Source organism: Pseudomonas sp. B424 (assembly GCF_055408345.1).
This window is the reverse complement of sequence record NZ_JBUZTL010000001.1, coordinates 1-19,901: the sequence shown is the minus strand read 5'-3', so window position 1 is coordinate 19,901 and position 19,901 is coordinate 1. Positions and strand designations below refer to the sequence as shown.

Below are 19,901 nucleotides of genomic sequence, written 5' to 3'. Positions count from 1 at the left end.
CGCTGTCCAGTTAACTGCAATAGCCAGCACGATGCCCGATGTTCGCGCAAAGTTTGTGACCAAGGCTCTAGATCTGGTCATTCGCGTTGGCGACACGTTCGGCGAAGTCCGCTGCATTGATCTCGCCAATGACCCGCTGGTCACTTTTTTCGGTGCCGTTTTTGCCAAAGAACATCAGCGCTGGCGGGCCGAACAATTTGTACTGATCGAGCAGGGCGCGTTGCTCGGCATTGCTGGCGGTGATATCGAAACGCACCAGCCGGTAACCCTTGAGCAACTCCAGTACCCGGGGGTTGTTCAGCACTTCGTGCTCGATCACTTTGCAGCTGATGCACCAGTCGGCGTACCAGTCCAGTAACAGCGGCTGGCCGGCAGCCTTGGCCCGGGCCAGCGCGCTGTCCAGCTCGGCCGGGGTGCTGACGGTGAGCCAGTGGCCGGTCGCTTGCTCGGTGGCGGTCACGGCCGCAGTGGCGGGCTGCGAGTGGCCGATGGGGTTGAACGGATCGCTTTGACCGCTCAGGGCGCCGTACCAGCAGGCCAGCCCGTAGACCAGCAAAAACAGCCCCAGCAGTTGCGCCAGCCGCTGGCGCGGGGCCTTGCAGGCGAACTCCAGGGTGCCCAGAAACAGGCTCACGCCTACCGCCAGCAAGCCGATCAACAGCAACGTTACCGATCCCGGCAGCACGCGGCTGAGCAGACCGATAGCCAGGCCGAGCAGCAACACGCCGATGGCGTTTTTCACGCTGACCAGCCACGGACCGCTTTTCGGCAGCCAGGCGGCGCCACCGGTGGCCACCAGCAGCAGCGGCGCGCCCATGCCCAGGCCGAGGGCGAACAGCTTCAAGCCGCCGCCCAGCGCATCGCCACTGGCACTGATGTAGAGCAAGGCCCCGGCCAGCGGTGCGGACACGCAGGGCGAAACCAGCAGGCTGGAGACCACGCCCAGTACGGCGGCCCCCCACAGCGAGCCGCCCTGGGTGCGATTGGCGACGCGGTCGAGGCGGTTGCTGATGGCTTGCGGCAACTTCAGCTCGAACACACCAAACATGGCCAGGGCAAAAATCCCGAAGAACAGCGCGAACGGCACCAGTACCCATACCGATTGCAGGCGCGCCTGCAGGTTGAGTTGTGCGCCGAACATGCCCATCAGTGCACCCAGCAGGGCAAAACAGGCGGCCATCGGCAGCACATAGGCCAGCGACAGGCTGAACCCGCGCAGCCCGCCCACCTGACCGCGCAACACCACGCCTGACAGGATCGGCAGCATCGGCAGTACGCACGGGGTGAATGTCAGGCCGATCCCGGCGAGGAAAAACAGTGCCAGCTCACGCCAGCTCCACGAGGTGGCGGGGGCGCTGTCGGCCGGGGCTGCGGCGCCATCGATGTTCAGGCGTTCGGTTTCGGGCGGGTAGCACAAACCCTTGTCGGCGCAGCCTTGATAGGTGACCACCAGGGTAAACGGGCGCTGATCGTTGGTCGGGCGTGGAATATCCACATCGAGAATGCCGTGATAGACCTCGACGTCGCCAAAGTACTCGTCGTGCTTGGCCTCGCCGGGCGGCAATTGAGGTGTGCCGAGGGCGATGTCGGCGGGCTCGGTCTTGAAGCCGAACTTGTGCCGATACAGGTAATAGCCTTCGGTGGGCACAAAGCGCAGCTTGATCGTCTCGGGGGGGCTGTCGATCAGGTTCAGCTTGAACGCTTCGCGCACCGGCAAAAAATCGCTGCTGTTATTGATCGCGCCCAAGGTTGCGCTGGGGCGGTTATCCAGCAGCCCGGCGCCCATGGCGGGAACGGCAAACAGCAAACACAGAATCAAAAACAGGCGGCGCATAGGTCTCTCGCAGATCAAACGTGGGGGCATGATAGCGCGGTGCATGGGTATGTGGGGGTGTGGGAGCGGGCTTGCTCGCGATTGCATCACCGTGGTCATGGAGGTAGACCGAGTCGTCTGCATCGCGAGCAAGCCCGCTCCCACAAGGGGGGCGGCTTACACCCGAAACGCCTGCACGGCAGTATTGAGCTCGGCCCCCAGCGTCAGTAACTGCTGGCTTTGATCACGGGCAATGCCGATGCGTTGCAGGTTTTCGTCGCCCAGCACGTGGATGCGTTCGCTGTGATCGCGGATCTCGCTGACGGCCCCGGTCTGTTGGGCGGTGACGTCGGCAATGCGCACGGCGGTGTCCGAGATGGTTGCGATCGCCCCGACAATTTCATCCAGTGCGCCATCCGCCGCCTGGGCCTGCCGGGCAGTGGCCTGGGCGTGGGTCACTTGTGCGCGTATGCCTTCAACCGATTGACGGGCGGCCAGTTGCAGCCCGGCAATCAGGGTCTGGATCTCGTTGGTGGCGCCCGCGGTACGTTGGGCCAGTGAGCGCACCTCTTCGGCGACCACCGCAAAACCGCGGCCCATTTCACCGGCGCGGGCCGCTTCAATGGCGGCGTTGAGCGCCAGCAGGTTGGTCTGGTCGGCAATGGAGCGAATAACGGTCAATACGCCGCCGATGGTGGCCGACTCTTCGGCCAGGCGTTCGATGGTTTGCGCGTTGCCCTGCACTTCCCCCACCAGGGCGTGCAGCCCGGTCAGGCTTTGGCCAATCACGCGCTGCCCCTGGGCCACGGCCAGTCCTGCGCTGCGGCTGGCATCGGCGGCCTGGCTGGCATCGCCTGCGACCTGGGAAATAGTCGCCTCCAGCTCGCCCAGCGCGTCGCGGATTTGCGCGGTGTCACCGGCCTGGCGCTCTGCGCCGCCGTGCAGGCCGGTGCTCAGTTCGGCCAGGGTCTGGCTGCTGCCGGCCACCTGTTCGGCATTCAGGCGCAGGGTGCCCACCAGGTTCACCAGGTAGGTGCGCAGGCGGTTGAGGGAGGACTCGATGTCACGCAGTTCGCGGTTGGTCTTGCCCAGTTGGATGTCGCGACTGAAGTCGCCTTCGGCCCAGGTCGACAGCAGCGGTGCCAGATACGTCAGCACCCGCGCCAGTTTGCGCTGCAGGGTGTCGATCAGCAGCGCGATCAACAGGATCAGGCCAATCATCAGCCCCTGAATCAGCCGCACTTCATTCTGGATCTGGCCATGCTGGGCGCGCACCACGGGTTCCAGTCCGGCGATGGCCTGCTGGACGGCGTCGAGTTTGAGGTGGGTGGCAGCGCTGAGCTGGCTGCGTTGCCCGATTTGGGCCTGGGTGCGTTTGAGCTCTGCCGGGTAGCGGCTCAGCAGGTTGTTGAGTTCGCGCTTGAGGCCAACCCCGGCGTCCTCGGCCTGGGCCGTTGCGGTGGATTCAAGGCCCATCATTGCGGCAAAGTCGTCGGTGCCCGAGGCGCTGTTGCTGCTCACGCCGAGCAAGGGCAGGCTGTCGATTTGCCGGGCCTGGCGCTCAATGCCGTCCAGCTCGCGCTCCACATCACCGGCAAGCTCGCTGCGCCCGCTGCTGACCAGTTTGTCGCGGCTCAGGGACAGCTTGGCCAGGTGTTGCGAGGCTGTCAGCAGCAAGGGCAGATAGGCCCGGGCCTCGGCTGAAGCCGCGTCGCTGGCGTATTGGCCGAACTGTTCGAGGCTGGCGCCCAATTCGCGCTCGGCCTGCAGCAGCAGGGCCTGCGGGTCGCCGGCCAGTTTACCGGCGGCCAGCAGTTCGGTATTGCTGTAGGTGCTCAGGTTCTCAAGGCTGGGACGCAATGCATCGGCCAGTGCCGGCGGCAAAGGCCCGAGCCCGGTCTTGAGGGATTCGAGGGCGCTGTTGGCATCGCTCAGGCGCACGGCATCGCCGCTGGCGAGGTAGTCCTCGATATTGCGCGCGACGTTATTCTGGAACTGCTGCGACAGGCTCAAATAGCGCTCCATCAAAAGGAAAGGGCGTTCCAGCGCCTGTTGCGACCACCACAAGGTTGCGCCCAGGGCGAGGCACACGGCGACCAGCAACAGGGTGTTGAGGTTGGTTAGCAGCTTCAGGCGCATGTGGGTTTTTGCCTACTACACAGTAAGAAGCGGCAAAAGTTATTGCACTTGGGTTACAGCGGTGTGACGGATTCCAGCAATTCGGCACAAATAGTGGCACTTGGCCTTGTCTGATGGAAATGCTGCACCTGATTGCGGCCATTATGTTTGGCACGGTACAGCGCTTCGTCAGCCTGGGAGGCCATTTGCAGGCTGTCCGCGTCGCCCTGCATTTGCACCACGCCGGCGCTGAATGAGCACGACAGGTCTGCGGGCTGCGCGGGGTAGTGAATCTCGGCAAAGCGTTGGCGGATCTGGTTGAGCACCTTATAGGCCGACTCTTCATCGGTGTCCGGCATCACAATGGCAAACTCTTCGCCGCCGTATCGGCCAATAAAGTCGGTTTTGCGCAGGCGCTGCTTGAGGAACAGCGCGAGGCTTTTGATCACCCGGTCGCCCATCGGGTGGCCGTAGCCATCGTTGACGTGTTTGAAGTGGTCCAGGTCAAGCATCGCAAAGCTCAGCGGGCGATTCTCGCGGCGGGCGCGAAAGGTGCAGTCTTCGAGCAGTTGCAGGATATGGGTGTGGTTGTACAGCCCGGTCAGGCTGTCACGCACCATCCGCGCCTTGAGGTGGCGGGCGCGGGCGGCGCGGTTGCGCACGGTGGTGATCAGATGGCGCGGCTGGATGGGTTTGGTCAGGAAGTCGTCGCCGCCTTCGCTCATGGCATCGAGCTGCTTGTCCATGTCGTCTTCGGCCGACAGGTAGATGATCGGCACGCTGACGTAGCGGTCGTTGTGGCGAATTACCTTGGCCAGTTCAGTGCCGGTGCAGGTGGGCATGTACATGTCGAGGATGATCAGGTCAGGTTGAAACTCCGCCAGCTCGGCCATGGCCTGAATCGGATCGATCAGCGTGCGGGTGACAATCCCGGCACTGTTGAGCAGGCGTTCGGTATGCAGGGCCTGGGCCCGCGAGTCGTCAATGATCAGCACTTTATAGGGCTCGTACTGCGCGACGCAGGTCAGGACCTCGATTTTCTCCATCAGGCTGGAGGCTTCGAGGGTACCGGTCATAAACGCTTGCCCGCCTGCGCGCACGGCGGCCAGGCGGGTCGGGGTGTCGGTTTCATGCAGGCTGAAGAACAGTAGCGGCAGTTTCTGCTCAAGGCCGATCTGGGCCTCGGCAGCCAGTTCCAGGCCCCGGCCGGGGCCGCAGAAGTCAACGTCCATCACAATGGCGGCCGGATGGCGCTCGGCCATGGCGTGGCGGAAAGTCGTCAAATCGCAGAACGCCCGGGCGCTGAGTTCGAAAAACTCCAGTTGCCTGGCCAGTCGCTCGGCGCGCTCCAGATCGTGCAGCAGGATGTACACCGGCTTGCGCAGCGGCGGCAGGCAGATGTGGGCCATCAGGTCGCCCTGGCGCAGGCCCGTGCGCGACAGGCGCTGCATCAGGCGGTTGAGCTCGGTGATGATCGGGCTGCTCAGGCGGCTGTGATTGGCCGCCATGTCTTGCAGCGCAACATTGATGGCCTGGGCCAGCTCGGTGTGTTCGGGCTGCTCGAACCGCTCGGCAAAACGCAGCAGGCGCAAGTTGGCGTCGTTGAGCTCGGTCAGCCCTGCGGGGGACCATTCATTGGCCAGTAACCGTTGCCATATCTCAAGGATCTGGCGTGCCTGATGCGTGACCCGCTGGGCAAAGTGGTTTTTCAGGCGTTCGCGACTGGGGTCTTCTTGCTCGGTCATATCCTGGCTGCTGGTTGGTGGGCATGCTGAGATCGAATGATGGCTCTATGCTAGCACCTGGTTTGAAATGTACGAGTTTCTGCTTGAAATTAACTGGCGGGCAGCCATATTGCCTATCGCCTGCGCGCTTGTTCTATAGTGCCGGGCTTACATGCCCCCCGATAAAAAGCGTGCACGCAAGGCACGATGGGTTAGGGTTGTGGTCGAACCGTTGAATCAAGCATTTGAAAGGATATAGCCATGCTGGACTGGAAAAAACGTGAGGGCAGTGCCCGTGAGTCGGTCAAAGAGACGAAGACACAGTCGCGTGGCTATTTCAAAAGCATTCTATTGAGCCGCTCGATCGCAGTGCTGGTGGGTATCTACGCGCTGGTGTGCCTGGGGGTGGGCTGGTACTGGAGCCAGGAGCCGGACCTGTTCCCGGTTCAGCAAAACGCCCAGGTGGCGGCCGAGAAAGAAGGCAAGCAGATGGTGCCGGGCTTCACGACCGTCGAAACCCTCAAGAGCGTTGCCGGTACGTTGCTCAACAAGCCGGGCGGTTACCTGTCCAACGACCGTTTCCCGCCCGGGATCTTTCTGGACAACATTCCAAGTTGGGAATACGGCGTGCTGGTCCAGGTGCGCGACCTGACCCGCGCCCTGCGCAAAGACTTCGCCCGCTCGCAGTCGCAGTCGGCGGAAGATGCGGATCTGGCCAAGGCCGAGCCGCGTTTCAACTTCGACAATAAAAGCTGGATGCTGCCGTCCACCGAGTCCGAGTACCAGGAAGGCATCAACTCCCTGAGCCGCTATCAGGCGCGCCTGTCTGATCCGAATCAGAAAAACGCCCTGTTCTATGCCCGCGCCGACAACCTGAACAACTGGCTGGGCGATGTGGGGACCCGTCTGGGTTCCTTGTCGCAACGCCTGTCGGCCAGCGTCGGGCGGGTCAAGCTCAACAGCGCGCTGAAAACCGAAAGCCTGCAACCGGGCCAGGTGCCGGTGGTTGATGAGGAAGTGGTCGAAACACCGTGGATGCAGATCGACAACGTGTTCTACGAAGCCCGCGGCCAGGCCTGGGCCCTGTCGCACTTGCTGCGCGCCATCGAAGTCGACTTTGCTGACGTGCTGGCCAAAAAGAACGCCACGGTCAGCGTGCGCCAGATCATTCGTGAGCTGGAAGCGGCTCAGGAGCCGGTCTGGAGCCCGATGATCCTCAATGGCAGCGGCTATGGCGTGCTGGCCAACCACTCGCTGGTCATGGCCAACTACATATCCCGCGCCAACGCGGCGGTCATGGACCTGCGCCAATTGTTGTCCCAGGGCTGAGTTGATGCCTATTTCAGCGCTGGAGGCCGCACACCGTGCGGCCTCTGATCTGGAAATGGTGGCCTGGGTTGATCGTGATGATCAACGGTTGGGCGGCTTGCCCCGTCAGCAATTGCGAGAGCGGGGGCTGATCGGGCGCGGCACTTTTATCCTTCTGTTCAACTCTGCCGGCGAGCTGTGTGTGCATCAGCGCACCCTGAGCAAAGCGCTTTATCCCGGGTTTTGGGATGTGGCTGCGGGCGGCATGGTGGGCGTGGATGAGAGCTACGCCGAATCAGCGGCCCGTGAGCTGGCAGAGGAACTGGGCGTGAGTGGCGTAGCGCTGACGGCCCATGAGCGGTTTTACTTTGAAGGTGAACACAACCACCTGTGGTGCGCGGTGTTTTCGGCTGTGTGGGACGGGCCGTTGCACGTGCAGCCCGAAGAAGTCCAGAACGCCTGCTTCATGCCGTTGGACGAGGCGCTGCACTTGAGCACGCAACAGGAGTACTGCCCTGATTCGCTGGATGCGCTCAAGCGCTATCTGGCCCAGATCAAAACGCCCAATTAACCCCTTTTCCCCCTGTGGGAGCGGGCTTGCTCGCGATTCAGACGCCCCGGTTTTTCAGTTACACCGCAGCGATCCCATAGTGAGCAAGCCCGCTCCCACAAGTTCGGGGTTGCAGCTTTGAAAATTGCCGCCGATTGGCTATTGGGCAGCAGCGATTTTGTCGTTACACTGCGCGACCTTTTTCAGGCTCAGGCGGTTTTCCCCCTGAGTTGCGCTGCCCCTGCCAGAGTGGGGCTTCGCGGTCGGTACACCTTGGCGCAGCAGCGTCATGCACCGGCCAATTATTTGTCCTCCGAATGAGGATTGCCGGTGGCCAAAAAAGCCGCATCCTTCGCCGCCCTTGGTGGCCTGGTATTTTCCACCGACGCAGGTCGTCACTGTCCGGACTGTCGCCAGCCGGTGGACGCCTGTACCTGCAAACAAACCCTGATCCCCGAAGGTGATGGCATTGCCCGCGTGCGTCGCGAAAGCAAAGGCCGTGGCGGCAAGACGGTGACGACCATCACCGGCGTACCGCTGGCCGAAGACGCGCTCAAAGACCTGGCCACGGCGTTGAAAAAACGTTGCGGCACCGGTGGCGCGTTGAAAGACGGCATCATCGAGATCCAGGGCGACCACGTCGAACTGCTGCTGGCCGAGCTGGTCAAACACGGGTTCAAAGCCAGGAAGTCCGGCGGCTAGCAGCCTCTGTGAAAACCACCGCATAGCTGATCTGGCGCCTGAAGGGCCTGCCAGATTGTGCTCGCCATGGTTTTCACAGAGCCTGTTATCACGGGTTTCTAAACTCGGCGCTGTTGTCAGGGTCTGACTAATCGTCACTTTCACACTTTAGACTGCGCCAGCCTGCTTTCAGGCTGGGCTATTTGACTTATTTATAGGGGACTTCGATGTCCGTACGACGCACACGCAAAGACGATGGCAGCCAATGGACAGTTGCGGACAGCCGCAGCGTTTATGGGATTCGTCATTGGGGGGCCGGGTATTTCGCGATCAATGAAGCCGGTCGCGTAGAAGTCCGTCCGAACGGCCCGAACAGCTCGCCCATCGACCTGTACGAGCAAGTCGACGAACTGCGCAAGACCAGCGGTTTGTCCTTGCCGTTGCTGGTGCGTTTCCCGGATATCCTGCAAGACCGTGTACGTCAGTTGACCGGCGCCTTCGATTCCAACATCGAACGCCTGGAATACCAGAGCAAGTACACCGCGCTATACCCGATCAAGGTGAACCAGCAAGAAGCGGTGATCGAGAACATCATCGCCACCAAAGACGTGTCGATTGGCCTTGAAGCCGGCTCCAAGCCTGAGCTGCTGGCCGTGCTGGCGCTGGCCCCCAAGGGCGGCACCATCGTCTGCAACGGTTACAAGGACCGCGAGTTCATCCGTCTGGCACTGATGGGCCAGAAGCTGGGCCACAACGTCTTCATCGTGATCGAGAAAGAATCCGAAGTAGACCTGGTGATCGAAGAAGCCGCCTCGCTCAAGGTCAAGCCGCAAGTGGGCCTGCGCGTGCGTCTGTCGTCCCTGGCATCGAGCAAGTGGGCTGACACCGGCGGCGAGAAATCCAAATTCGGTCTGTCTGCCGCGCAATTGCTGTCTGTGGTCGAGCGCTTCCGCGCTGCCGGCCTGGATCAGGGCATCCGCCTGCTGCACTTTCATATGGGCTCGCAGATCGCCAACCTGGCGGACTACCAGCACGGTTTTAAAGAAGCGATCCGTTACTACGGCGAGCTGCGCAACCTGGGCCTGCCGGTTGACCACATCGACGTGGGCGGCGGTCTGGGCGTGGACTACGACGGCACGCACTCGCGCAACGCCAGCTCGATCAACTACGACATGGACGACTACGCCGGTGTTGTAGTGGGCATGCTCAAGGAGTTCTGTGACGCGCAAAGCCTGCCGCACCCGCACATCTTCTCCGAGAGCGGCCGTGCCTTGACCGCGCACCACGCCATGCTGGTGGTGCAAGTGACCGACGTCGAGAAACACAACGACGACGTGCCGCTGATCGAGAACAAGGAAAGCCTGCCTGAAACCGTGCAGTGGCTGGTTGATCTGCTGGGTCCGACCGACATTGAAATGGTCACCGAGACTTACTGGCGTGCCACGCACTACATGAGCGATATCGCTTCCCAGTACGCCGACGGCAAAATCAACCTGGCCGAAAAAGCCCTGGCCGAGCAGTGCTACTTCGCTGTGTGCCGTCGCCTGCACAACTCGTTGAAAGCCCGTCAGCGTTCCCATCGCCAGGTGCTCGACGAACTCAACGACAAGCTGGCAGACAAGTACATCTGCAACTTCTCGGTGTTCCAGAGCCTGCCGGACACCTGGGCGATTGGCCAGGTATTGCCGATCCTGCCGTTGCACCGTCTGGATGAAGAGCCGCTGCGCCGCGCCGTACTGCAAGACCTGACCTGCGACTCCGATGGCAAGATCAAGCAATACGTTGACGAGCAGAGCATCGAAACCAGCCTGCCGGTTCACGGGCTGAACGAAGGCGAAGACTACCTGCTGGGCATCTTCCTGGTGGGCGCCTACCAGGAAATCCTGGGCGACATGCACAACCTGTTCGGTGACACCGACTCGGTGAACATCTACCAGAATGCAGATGGCAGCGTTTATCACGCCGGTATCGAGACTCACGACACCATCGAAGACATGCTGCGCTACGTGCACTTGTCGCCCGAAGAGTTGATGAATCACTACCGTGACAAAGTGGCCAGCGCCAACATCAGCGCCAAGGAACGTACCCAGTACCTGGACGCGCTGCGTCTGGGCCTGACCCGTTCGTCGTACCTGTCGAGCCACTGATTGCCCGGCACAGTCCTCGTTGACTGAACTACGCTGACCTGTGCATTGCAGGGGTCAGCGTTTTTTTTTGCCTGAAAGGTCATGCCCGGGCAGTGAACCACTGGTCCTTGCGCTGCATCCGCCACGCATACATGCCAAGAGTCAGGCTGCGCAGCACCATAAACAGCAGAAAACTTACCCACAGCCCATGGTTGCCAGAGCCGTGCAGCGCCCAGGCGGCGGGGAAGGCGATGACCACGCTGATCAGCATCGCATCGCGCATTTCCCGGGCACGGGTGGCGCCGATAAACAGGCCGTCGAGCAAATAACTCCACACCGCAATCAGCGGCAGCAGTGCCAGATACGGCAGGTACTGGAAGGCGGTTTCGCGCACGCTCGGAATGTCGGTCTGCATCTCGATAAACAGATGCCCGCCAAACAGGAACAACAACGCAAAGACCACGCTGGCCAGCAACGACCAGCCGCAGGCCACCACCATCGAACGGCGCAAGGCATTGCGATCACGGGCGCCGATGGCATGCCCGCACAGTGCCTCGACGGCGTGAGCCAGACCGTCCAGGGCATGGGCGGCCAACAGCAAACCGTTGAGCAGCAGCGCATTGGCCGCGACCGTGGCATCACCCAGCCGCGCGCCTTGCAAGGTGATGGAGAAAAACACCAACTGCAGCATCAGGCTGCGGATAAAAATATCGCGGTTAACCCCCAGCAGCGGCTTCCAGTTGTGCCAAACGCCCAGGGCGGCCAGCACCAGCGTGCCCGGAAATTTGCGCAGTGCACCGCGAGTCAGCCACAGACCGAGCAGGGCGCCGCTCCACTCGGCAATCACCGACGCCCGCGCCGAGCCGGCCACGCCCCAGTCCAGACCCAGTACAAACCACAGGTTCAGCGCGATGTTGACCAGGTTGGTGGTCAGCAGGATCGCCAGGGGTGCCCGGGCGTTTTGCGTGCCCAGAAACCAGCCCACCAGTGCATAGCTGGCCAGCGCCGCCGGCAGGCCAAACAGTCGGATATGGAAGAAGTTCAGGCTCAGCTCATGCAACTCGGCCGAGGGTTGCATCACACTCAGCGCCACGGCGCTGAAAGGGGTGGCGATCGCCCCCAGCAGCATCGACAGCAGCACACTGAGCAGCAAGCCCTGCACCAGGATCTGCCGTAACGCCGTGCCATCCCCGCGGCCGGCGGCCTGGGCGGAAAAGCCGGTGGTGCCCATGCGTAAAAAGCCCATCATCCAGGCCAGGAAGATGTACATGCTGGCACCTACGGCCACGGCGCCCAACTGATGGGCGTGGGGCAAGTGGCCGATCACCGTACTGTCGACCAGCGCCACCAGGGGTACAGAAATATTCGACAAAATCATCGGCGCCGCCAGCGCCCACACCCGGCGATGGGTCGGGCGGTCACGCCAGTCAGCTAATAGGGAAGACATGCAGGCTCCTTTGGGGAGCGTGATTGTAACCTGCGGGAGCGGGCTTGCTCGCGATGCAGACAACGCGGTCTGATCGGTTGGCTGCAGTGATGCCATCGCGAGCAAGCCCGCTCCCACCCAAAAGCCGGGCCAGCATCTGCGGGGGAGAACCAACCCCCTGTTCCACAGTCAATCTGACCAGTGCGCCTGTGGTTCATGGCGCGCTGTTATATAGTCGACCCCTTCAATGCCTAGTCAATGAGTACACCATGCTTAACAAAGGACTGTTCCTGGCTTGCACGCTGGCGCTGCTGAGCGCTTGCGACTCTTCGAGCATCGACAAACCTGCTGTGCCGACGGTTGAAGCGAGCCAGCCGGCCAGGCCGGCGCAGGACGTCAAGGCGCTGGCCGAGCGCTATGCCGGGCGCGAGTTGAGCGTGGTGGATGTGTCCGAAATACAGCTGGACGGGGCCAGCACCTTGTCCGTGAGTTTCTCGGTGCCACTGGACCCACAGCAGAACTTCGCCGACAAACTGCACTTGGTTGACGCCAAAACCGGCAAGGTCGATGGTGCCTGGGAGCTCTCGGACAACCTGATGGAACTGCGCCTGCGCCATCTTGAGCCCCAGCGCAAACTGATCCTCACCGTCGACCCTGGCCTGCGTGCCGTCAACGACGCCAAACTCGCGGCCGAGTACATCAGCCGCCTGGAAACCCGTGACCTGCAACCCACGGTCGGTTTCGCCAGCCGTGGCAATTTGCTGCCGACCCGCCTGGCCGAAGGCCTGCCGGTGATTGCGTTGAATGTCGACAAGGTTGACGTTGAGTTCTTTCGGGTCAAGCCCGAGTCGCTGCCGGCGTTTCTCAGCCAGTGGGGCCGCAACAGCAGCCTGCAGAGCTACGAAGCCAAGGACCTGCTGAGCATGGCCGACATGGTGTATGCGGGCCGCTTCGACCTGAACCCGGCGCGCAATACCCGTGAAACCCTGATCTTGCCGACTTCCGGGATCAAACCGTTGCAGCAGCCGGGTGTCTACCTGGCGGTGATGACAGCATCGGGCAGTTACAACTATTCGACCCCCGCCACCTTGTTCACCCTCAGTGATATCGGCCTTTCGGTGCATCGCTATCAGAAGCGCCTGGATGTCTTCACCCAAGCCCTGGAAGGCGGCACTGCATTGGCCGGCGTTGAGCTGGAACTGCTCGATGGCAAAGGCCGGATGCTCGGTCAGGGCAAAACCGGCAAAGATGGCCACGCAGAACTGGCACTGCCACCCAAGGCCGAAGTGCTGGTGGCGCGCCAGGGCGATCAGACCAGCCTGCTGCGTTTGAACACGGCGGCGCTGGACCTGGCCGAATTTGATATCGGTGGCCCGCAGGCGCATCCGTTGCAGTTCTTTGTGTTTGGCCCGCGTGATCTGTATCGCCCCGGCGAAACCGTGCTGCTCAATGCCTTGCTCCGCGACCGCGACGGCAACCCGGTCAAGCCGCAGCCGGTCAGCGTTGAAGTGCGTCGCCCGGACGAGCAGGTCAGCCGCAAGTTTGTCTGGACGCCGGATGCGTCGGGGTTCTATCAGTACCCGCTGCAACTGGCCGCCGAAGCTCCGACCGGGCGCTGGCAGCTGGTGTTCGATTTTGGTGACGGCAAGCCGCAGCTGTATGAGTTTTTGGTCGAAGACTTCCTGCCCGAGCGCATGGCGCTGGAGCTTAAGGGCAGCGACACACCGCTGAGCCCTGAACAAACGGCTGAAATCCAGGTGACGGGCCGTTACCTGTATGGTGCCCCGGCCGCCGGCAATCGCTTGAGCGGGCAGGTTTATGTGCGGCCATTGCGTGAAGCGGTCAGCGCCTTGCCGGGCTATGAGTTTGGTTCGGTAACAGAAACCGAACTGACCCAGGACCTGGAACTGGACGAAAGCGTACTGAACGCCGAAGGCAAAGAAACCATCAGCCTTGAAAGCCAGTGGAGCGATGCCAAATCTCCGCTGCAACTGATTGTGCAGGCCAGTTTGCAAGAGTCCGGGGGGCGGCCGATTACCCGGCGCCTGGTGCAGCCGGTATGGCCGGCAGAGCGCATGCCCGGGCTACGCGGGTTGTTCGAGGGCACTGAAACCGACGGCGATGGTCCGGTGGCATTTGAGCTGCTGGTAGCCGACAGTCAAGGCAACAAACTGGCCGCCGAGAACCTCAAGGTACGGCTGGTGCGCGAGCGCCGCGATTACTACTGGAACTACTCGGACAACGACGGCTGGAGCTATCACTACAACGAGAAATTCCTCAACCTCAACGAAGAAACCCTCAGCCTCAAGGCTGGCGAAACCGCCAAGGTCAGCTTTCCGGTGGAGTGGGGCCCTTACCGTGTTGAAGTTGAAGACCCGGAAACAGGCCTGATCAGCAGCCTGCGTTTCTGGGCCGGTTACCGCGCCCAGGACAACGCCGAAGGCGGCGCCGTGCGCCCTGACCAGGTCAAGCTGGCACTGGACAAGGCGGCGTATGCCGATGGCGACACGGCCAAAGTGACGGTCACGCCACCGTCGGCGGGCAAGGGTTATTTGCTGGTTGAAGGCAGCGACGGCCCGCTGTGGTGGGAAGAGATCGAAGTGCCTGCCGAAGGCAAGACCTTCGACATCAGGCTGGACCCGAGCTGGGCCCGCCACGACCTGTATATCAGCGCCCTGGTGATCCGTCCCGGCGAGCGCAAGACCAACATCACCCCCAAGCGTGCTGTCGGCGTACTGCACCTGCCGATCGATCGCAGCCAGCGCAAGTTGGCGCTGACCCTCGACGCACCGGAAAAAATGCGTCCCAAGCAGCCCCTGACGGTGAAGATCCACGCCAAAAACGCGGATGGCAGCATTCCCAAGCAGGCCCACGTACTGCTGGCGGCCGTGGATGCGGGCGTGCTCAATATCACCGACTACCCGACCCCGGACCCTTACGCCAGCCTGTTTGGGCGCAAGGCCTATGGCGCTGACCAGCTGGATATCTACGGGCAACTGATCGAAGCCGGGCAGGGCCGTTTGGCCAGCCTGGCATTTGGCGGTGATGCGGCGCTGGCCAAGGGCGGCAAGCGTCCGGCCACCAGCGTGACCATCGTGGCGCTGCAGAGCGCGCCGGTGACGCTCAACGAGCAGGGCGAAGGCGAAGTCAGTGTGAATATCCCCGACTTCAATGGCGAGCTGCGCTTGATGGCCCAGGCCTGGACCGATGATCGCTACGGCATGGCCGAGGCCAAAACCGTAGTCGCCGCACCGCTGGTGGCCGAGCTGGCCGCCCCGCGCTTTTTGGCCGGTGGCGACGAGACGAAGCTGGCACTGGACCTGTCCAACCTCACCGACAAACCGCAAAAGCTGCAGGTGCAGCTCACTACCGAAGGCCAACTGAGCCTGCTGGGCGACGCGACGCAAAACGTAACCCTGAGCCCCGGCCAGCGCAGCACCTTGCAGATTCCGGTCAAGGCGCTGGGCGGGTTTGGCGTGGGTCAGGTCAAGGTCACAGTCAACGGCCTCGACCTGCCGGGCGAAACCCTGGCACCGTTCACCCGTGAGTGGACCCTGGGCGTTCGCCCGGCGTACCCGGCCTTGCTCAAGCATTACCGCACCGTTCTGAACGATCAGCCGTGGAGCCTGCCCGACACCGAGCTGCAAGCCTTTGAGCCGGCCGGGCGGGAAGCCCTGCTCAGCCTGTCGAGCCGCCCGCCGCTGAACCTGGGCGAGCAGATTCGCGCACTCAAGGCCTACCCGTATGGCTGCTCTGAACAAACCACCAGCGGCCTGTATCCGGCGTTGTATGCCGATGCGGCCCTGCTCAAGCGCCTGGGCCTGGAAGGCGAGCCCGACACCGAGCGCAAACGCAAAATCGAGCTGGGCATCGAGCGCCTGCTGGGCATGCAGCGTTACAACGGCAGCTTTGGTCTGTGGGGGGCGGACGGTCAGGAAGAATATTGGTTGACGGCCTATGTCACCGACTTCCTGCTGCGCGCCCGCGATCAGGGCTACGCCGTGCCGCCCGAGGCATTGAAAAAAGCCAGCGAGCGCTTGCTGCGCTATGTGCAGGAACGCAACCTGATCGAAGCCGACTACAGCGAAAACCTCGATCACACCCGTTTTGCGGTGCAGGCCTATGCCGCGATGGTTCTGGCGCGCAGCCAGCAAGCGCCGCTGGGGGCGTTGCGCAGCATTTTCGAACGGCGCAGCGATGCCCGTTCCGGCCTGCCGTTGGTGCAGTTGTCCATTGCCCTGCAGAAAATGGGCGACCAGCCCCGTGCTGATCAGGCCCTGGTGGCAGGCCTGGCCGTCACCCGCAAGGCCGATCAATGGCTGGGCGACTACGGCAGCCCGCTGCGTGATCAGGCCCTGATTCTGGCCTTGCTGGAAGAGAACAACCTGATGAGCGGCCAGCGCGAGCAACGCTTGTTCGACCTGTCGGATCAACTGGCAGCAAGCCAATGGTTGTCGACCCAGGAGCGCAACTCGCTGTTCCTCGCCGGTCGCGATCTGTTGAGCACCCCCGAAAAAGACTGGTCGGCGCAGCTTACCAGTGGCAGTCAGACCCGCGAGCTGAACAACGCCCAGTCGGGTCTCAAGCTCGAAGGGCCGTTGCTGGCGTCACCCTTGACCTTGCGCAATGAAGGCAGCACGCCGATTTATCAACAGCTGACCATTTCGGGTTATCCACAGCAGGCGCCGGCGGCGGGCGGTCAGAACATGAGCATTCGTCGTGATTATCTGGGCATGAACGGCGAGCCGCTGGACATCAAGGCGCTCAAAAGCGGTGATCTGGTGCTGGTGCATCTGGCCGTGACGGCCAAGCAGCAGGTGCCGGACGCGTTAGTGGTGGACTTGCTGCCGGCGGGCCTGGAACTGGAGAACCAGAACCTGGGCCAGAGCGCAGCCAGCCTTGAAAACGCCAGCACCCAGGTCAAGCAATGGCGCGAGTCGATGCAGAACGCCAGCGTGCAGCACCAGGAATACCGGGATGATCGTTATGTGGCAGCGCTGAAACTGGATGGCTATGGCACCACGCATTTGCTGTACCTGGCCCGCGCGGTAACCCCGGGCACCTACCGCGTTCCGCCGCCGCAAGTGGAGTCGATGTACCGCCCCAACTGGCAGGCCGTGGGCGACACGCCAGGCGAGATGGTGATCAAGGGGCGATAAAGCCGGTGGAATAACTGTGGGAGCTGGCTTGCCAGCGAAAGCATCGCTGCGGTGAGTCAGGCAGACCGGGTCGCCTGCATCGCCAGCAGGCTGGCTCCCACAGTGGATTACGCTGTGCTCAGGTGATGATCCAGCTCAACACCCACAGCCCCAGCAGCATCCAGATCACGCCGCCGAAGATCGAGGCGCGCATGAAGGCGCGCACCGCGTTGTACAAAAACAGCAGGCCGGCAATCAATACCAGAATGCTGATGATGGAGGTGTCCATGCCCAGTGCACGGGCCATGCCGTCGATAAAGTTGCCGCCCGCCTCGGTGATGGCACCGAACAGGCCGCTCAGGGTCTCGACGATAAAACGAACCAGCGTGCCCAGCCACAGGCCAAGATTTCCAATAAAACTTTCGACGTGCATGGTCATGTTCCGATGAGTAAGGTGGCCACTGTGCCAGATATACACATCAGGCATCTATCCATGCCGTAAGTTGCGTAGCGAGTAAGTGTCTGTGAGGGCAGGGATCAAAAAAAATCTGGGCAGGACGGCCGGCGGTTTGCTGCTGGCGTGCGCCTTGCTGTGGCTGGCCGACAGGATCTGGCCGTTGCCCTTGCCCCGGGATGATCTGGCCCGCGTGGTCCTTGCCGAAGACGGCACGCCGCTGTGGCGGTTTGCCGACGCCAACGGCGTGTGGCGCTACCCGGTGCAGGTCAATGAAGTTTCGCCGCTGTATCTGGATGCCTTGCTGACCTACGAAGACCGCTGGTTCTACCGGCACCCGGGGGTCAACCCCCTGGCGCTGGGCCGTGCGGCCTGGCAAAACCTCACGGGCGGGCGGGTGTTATCGGGCGGCAGTACGTTGTCGATGCAGGTTGCGCGTTTGCTCGACCCCCATGAGCGCACGCTGCCCGGCAAGTTGCGCCAGCTGTGGCGCACCGCGCAGCTTGAATGGCACCTGTCCAAGGACCAGATTCTCACCCTGTACCTCAACCGCGCCCCGTTTGGCGGCACCCTGCAAGGCGTGGCGGCGGCCAGTTGGGCCTATCTGGGCAAGTCGCCGCAGCAGCTCACCCATTCCGAGGCCGCGCTGCTGGCGGTGTTGCCACAAGCGCCGAGCCGGCTGCGCCCCGATCGCCATCCGGGGCGGGCACAAGTGGCGCGGGACAAGGTACTGCGCCGATTGGCCGAGTATCGGGTGTGGCCGCAACCGGCAGTGGATGAGGCGCTGGAAGAGCCGCTGTTGCTGGCGCCACGACTGGAACCGAGCCTGGCACCGTTGCTGGCGCGCAGGCTCAACCGCCCCGACAGCCCGCCGCTGATTCGCACCACCCTGGATGCCAACCTGCAGCGCCGTCTCGAAGATTTACTGCTGGGCTGGCGTGCCCGTTTACCCGATCACACCTCGGCCGCCATCGTGGTGGTCGAAACCGAAAGCATGGCGGTGCGCGCGTATTTGGGCTCGGTGGACATCAACGATGCGCGCCGCTTTGGCCATGTCGACATGATCACCGCCATGCGCTCGCCCGGCTCCACCCTGAAGCCGTTTTTGTATGGCATGGCCATGGACGCCGGGCTGATCCACTCCGAGTCGCTGTTGCAGGATGTGCCGCGGCGCTATGGCGACTACCGGCCGGGCAACTTCTCGATGGGCTTCAGCGGGCCGGTCTCGGCCAGTGCGGCGCTGGTCACTTCGCTCAATTTGCCCGCCGTGCAGTTGCTTGAGGCATACGGCCCCAAGCGCTTTGCTGCCGATATGCGTAACGGCGGTGTGGCGTTAAGTTTGCCGGCACTGGCCGAGCCCAATCTGGCGTTGATTCTGGGCGGCGCCGGCAGCCGGCTGGAGGACCTGGTCAGTGGTTACAGCGCCCTGGCGCGAGAGGGGCGCAGCGCCAGTTTGCGCCTGCAACCGCAAGATGAACTGCACGAGCGGCGCATGCTGTCGCCGGGCGCGGCGTGGATCATCCGGCGCATCCTCAGTGGCCAGGCGCGCCCTGACCGCGACCCGAAAGCCGAGCTGGTACAGCGACCGCTGCTGGCCTGGAAGACCGGTACCAGTTATGGCTTTCGTGATGCACTGGCGATCGGGGTGGGGCCGCGCTATTTGATCGGCGTGTGGATCGGCCGCCCGGATGGCACTCCGGTGCCGGGCCAGTTTGGCCTGGCGTCGGCCGCGCCGTTGATGCTGCAAGTGCACGATGTGCTGAGCAACCGCGACAGCCAGCGGGGTATTGTCGCGCCGGTACAGGCGGTGCCGGGCAGCGTCGGGGTGGCTGCCATTTGCTGGCCTTTGGGGCAGCCCATGAACAGGAATGATCCCGACTGTCGTCGTCAACGCTTTGCCTGGACCCTGGATCACACCACACCGCCAACCTTGCTCGCCGCCGACCAGCCGTTGGGCTCAGGCCTGAGGGAAAACATCCGGGTCAACCCGCAAGGCCTGCGCGTGGGCCCGCAATGCCCAGGGGCGCAGATGCGCGAAGTGGCGCTATGGCCCGCACCGCTTGAGCCGTGGCTGCCCCGGGTCGAACGGCGTGAGGCGCGGTTGCCGCCGGCTTCGACACAATGCCCGCCACCGCCGTTGAACTCGGTCACACCGTTATCGATTGTCGGCGTGCGCGATGGCGACCGTCTGCGCCGCCCGGCTGCAAGCCAGGCCTGGTTGCGGCTGTCGTTATCGGCCCTGGGTGGGGACGGTCGGCGCTGGTGGTTTCTCAACGGCGCCCCGTTGGGCGACAGTGCACAGCAAGAGGCGCTCACGGCCACTCTGGAACAGACCGGGCGTTATGAACTCAGTGTGCTCGACGAAAGCGGGCACACCGCACGGGTTGAATTCAGCGTGGTGGATTAAAATCGCCGCGACAGTGCGCGCACCGGGAAAAACATCAACTAACAGACTGTTAATTAGGGCGGCCGCGAAAACTGAGTGCAACACCTGACCTTTCCGGTACGGTGCTGCCCCTATGTCCTATTCCGAACTCAGCGTTGAAGAGCGCGCGATCATTCA

General features: G+C 62.6%; 11 protein-coding genes. 6 read left to right on the top strand and 5 right to left on the bottom strand.

The features are described from left to right. Positions 1 to 67 precede the first annotated feature (67 nt). The 3 genes from ACZRMS_RS00055 to ACZRMS_RS00045 all read right to left on the bottom strand — a co-directional run bounded on the left by ACZRMS_RS00055 (position 68) and on the right by ACZRMS_RS00045 (position 5,676). Positions 68 to 1,834: a protein-disulfide reductase DsbD gene (locus ACZRMS_RS00055; RefSeq protein ID WP_463993579.1), complete on the bottom strand. Its 1,767-nt coding sequence runs from the start codon at positions 1,832 to 1,834 to the stop codon at positions 68 to 70. Positions 1,835 to 1,990: 156 nt separating this feature from the next. Further along, positions 1,991 to 3,034, bottom strand: coding sequence for a methyl-accepting chemotaxis protein (locus tag ACZRMS_RS00050; RefSeq protein ID WP_463993932.1), 1,044 nt, complete (start codon positions 3,032 to 3,034; stop codon positions 1,991 to 1,993). Positions 3,035 to 4,005: 971 nt separating this feature from the next. Beyond that, positions 4,006 to 5,676 (bottom strand): diguanylate cyclase, encoded by a 1,671-nt coding sequence (locus ACZRMS_RS00045; RefSeq protein ID WP_463993578.1) that lies wholly within the window; start codon positions 5,674 to 5,676, stop codon positions 4,006 to 4,008. A gap of 240 nt (positions 5,677 to 5,916) precedes the next feature. On the opposite strand from ACZRMS_RS00045, the gene ACZRMS_RS00040 reads away from it, so the two are divergent. The 4 genes from ACZRMS_RS00040 to speA all read left to right on the top strand — a co-directional run bounded on the left by ACZRMS_RS00040 (position 5,917) and on the right by speA (position 10,341). After that, a complete protein-coding gene (locus ACZRMS_RS00040; RefSeq protein WP_463993577.1) occupies positions 5,917 to 6,984 on the top strand; it encodes a DUF2333 family protein in 1,068 nt (355 codons plus the stop codon). Positions 6,985 to 6,988: 4 nt separating this feature from the next. Beyond that, positions 6,989 to 7,534: an NUDIX hydrolase gene (locus ACZRMS_RS00035; protein WP_463993576.1), complete on the top strand. Its 546-nt coding sequence runs from the start codon at positions 6,989 to 6,991 to the stop codon at positions 7,532 to 7,534. Positions 7,535 to 7,843: 309 nt separating this feature from the next. Then, entirely contained in the window at positions 7,844 to 8,215 is a 372-nt protein-coding gene (locus ACZRMS_RS00030; RefSeq protein WP_463993575.1) for a translation initiation factor Sui1, read from the top strand. A gap of 206 nt (positions 8,216 to 8,421) precedes the next feature. Then, on the top strand, positions 8,422 to 10,341 hold the full coding sequence (gene speA / locus ACZRMS_RS00025) for an arginine decarboxylase (protein ID WP_463993574.1): 1,920 nt from the start codon (positions 8,422 to 8,424) through the stop codon (positions 10,339 to 10,341). Positions 10,342 to 10,420: 79 nt separating this feature from the next. Here speA and ACZRMS_RS00020 read toward each other — a convergent pair whose 3' ends face one another. Beyond that, a complete protein-coding gene (locus tag ACZRMS_RS00020; RefSeq protein ID WP_463993573.1) occupies positions 10,421 to 11,767 on the bottom strand; it encodes an MATE family efflux transporter in 1,347 nt (448 codons plus the stop codon). Between the two features lie 248 nt (positions 11,768 to 12,015). Between ACZRMS_RS00020 and ACZRMS_RS00015 the strand changes: the two genes are divergently transcribed. Beyond that, positions 12,016 to 16,905 (top strand): alpha-2-macroglobulin family protein, encoded by a 4,890-nt coding sequence (locus ACZRMS_RS00015; RefSeq protein ID WP_463993572.1) that lies wholly within the window; start codon positions 12,016 to 12,018, stop codon positions 16,903 to 16,905. 118 nt (positions 16,906 to 17,023) lie between these two features. Here ACZRMS_RS00015 and ACZRMS_RS00010 read toward each other — a convergent pair whose 3' ends face one another. Then, positions 17,024 to 17,317 (bottom strand): hypothetical protein, encoded by a 294-nt coding sequence (locus tag ACZRMS_RS00010; RefSeq protein ID WP_463993571.1) that lies wholly within the window; start codon positions 17,315 to 17,317, stop codon positions 17,024 to 17,026. 91 nt (positions 17,318 to 17,408) lie between these two features. Between ACZRMS_RS00010 and pbpC the strand changes: the two genes are divergently transcribed. After that, entirely contained in the window at positions 17,409 to 19,745 is a 2,337-nt protein-coding gene (gene pbpC / locus ACZRMS_RS00005; protein ID WP_463993570.1) for a peptidoglycan glycosyltransferase PbpC, read from the top strand. Positions 19,746 to 19,901 lie beyond the last annotated feature (156 nt).

Bases quoted from the DNA above. Each gene is read 5' to 3' on its own strand.
- ACZRMS_RS00050 (WP_463993932.1), bottom strand. From the start codon at position 3,034: ATGATTGGCCTGATCCTGTTGATCGCGCTGCTGATCGACACCCTGCAG.
- speA (WP_463993574.1), top strand. From the start codon at position 8,422: ATGTCCGTACGACGCACACGCAAAGACGATGGCAGCCAATGGACAGTT.
- ACZRMS_RS00040 (WP_463993577.1), top strand. From the start codon at position 5,917: ATGCTGGACTGGAAAAAACGTGAGGGCAGTGCCCGTGAGTCGGTCAAA.
- ACZRMS_RS00015 (WP_463993572.1), top strand. From the start codon at position 12,016: ATGCTTAACAAAGGACTGTTCCTGGCTTGCACGCTGGCGCTGCTGAGC.
- ACZRMS_RS00035 (WP_463993576.1), top strand. From the start codon at position 6,989: ATGCCTATTTCAGCGCTGGAGGCCGCACACCGTGCGGCCTCTGATCTG.
- ACZRMS_RS00045 (WP_463993578.1), bottom strand. From the start codon at position 5,676: ATGACCGAGCAAGAAGACCCCAGTCGCGAACGCCTGAAAAACCACTTT.
- ACZRMS_RS00020 (WP_463993573.1), bottom strand. From the start codon at position 11,767: ATGTCTTCCCTATTAGCTGACTGGCGTGACCGCCCGACCCATCGCCGG.
- ACZRMS_RS00055 (WP_463993579.1), bottom strand. From the start codon at position 1,834: ATGCGCCGCCTGTTTTTGATTCTGTGTTTGCTGTTTGCCGTTCCCGCC.
- ACZRMS_RS00010 (WP_463993571.1), bottom strand. From the start codon at position 17,317: ATGCACGTCGAAAGTTTTATTGGAAATCTTGGCCTGTGGCTGGGCACG.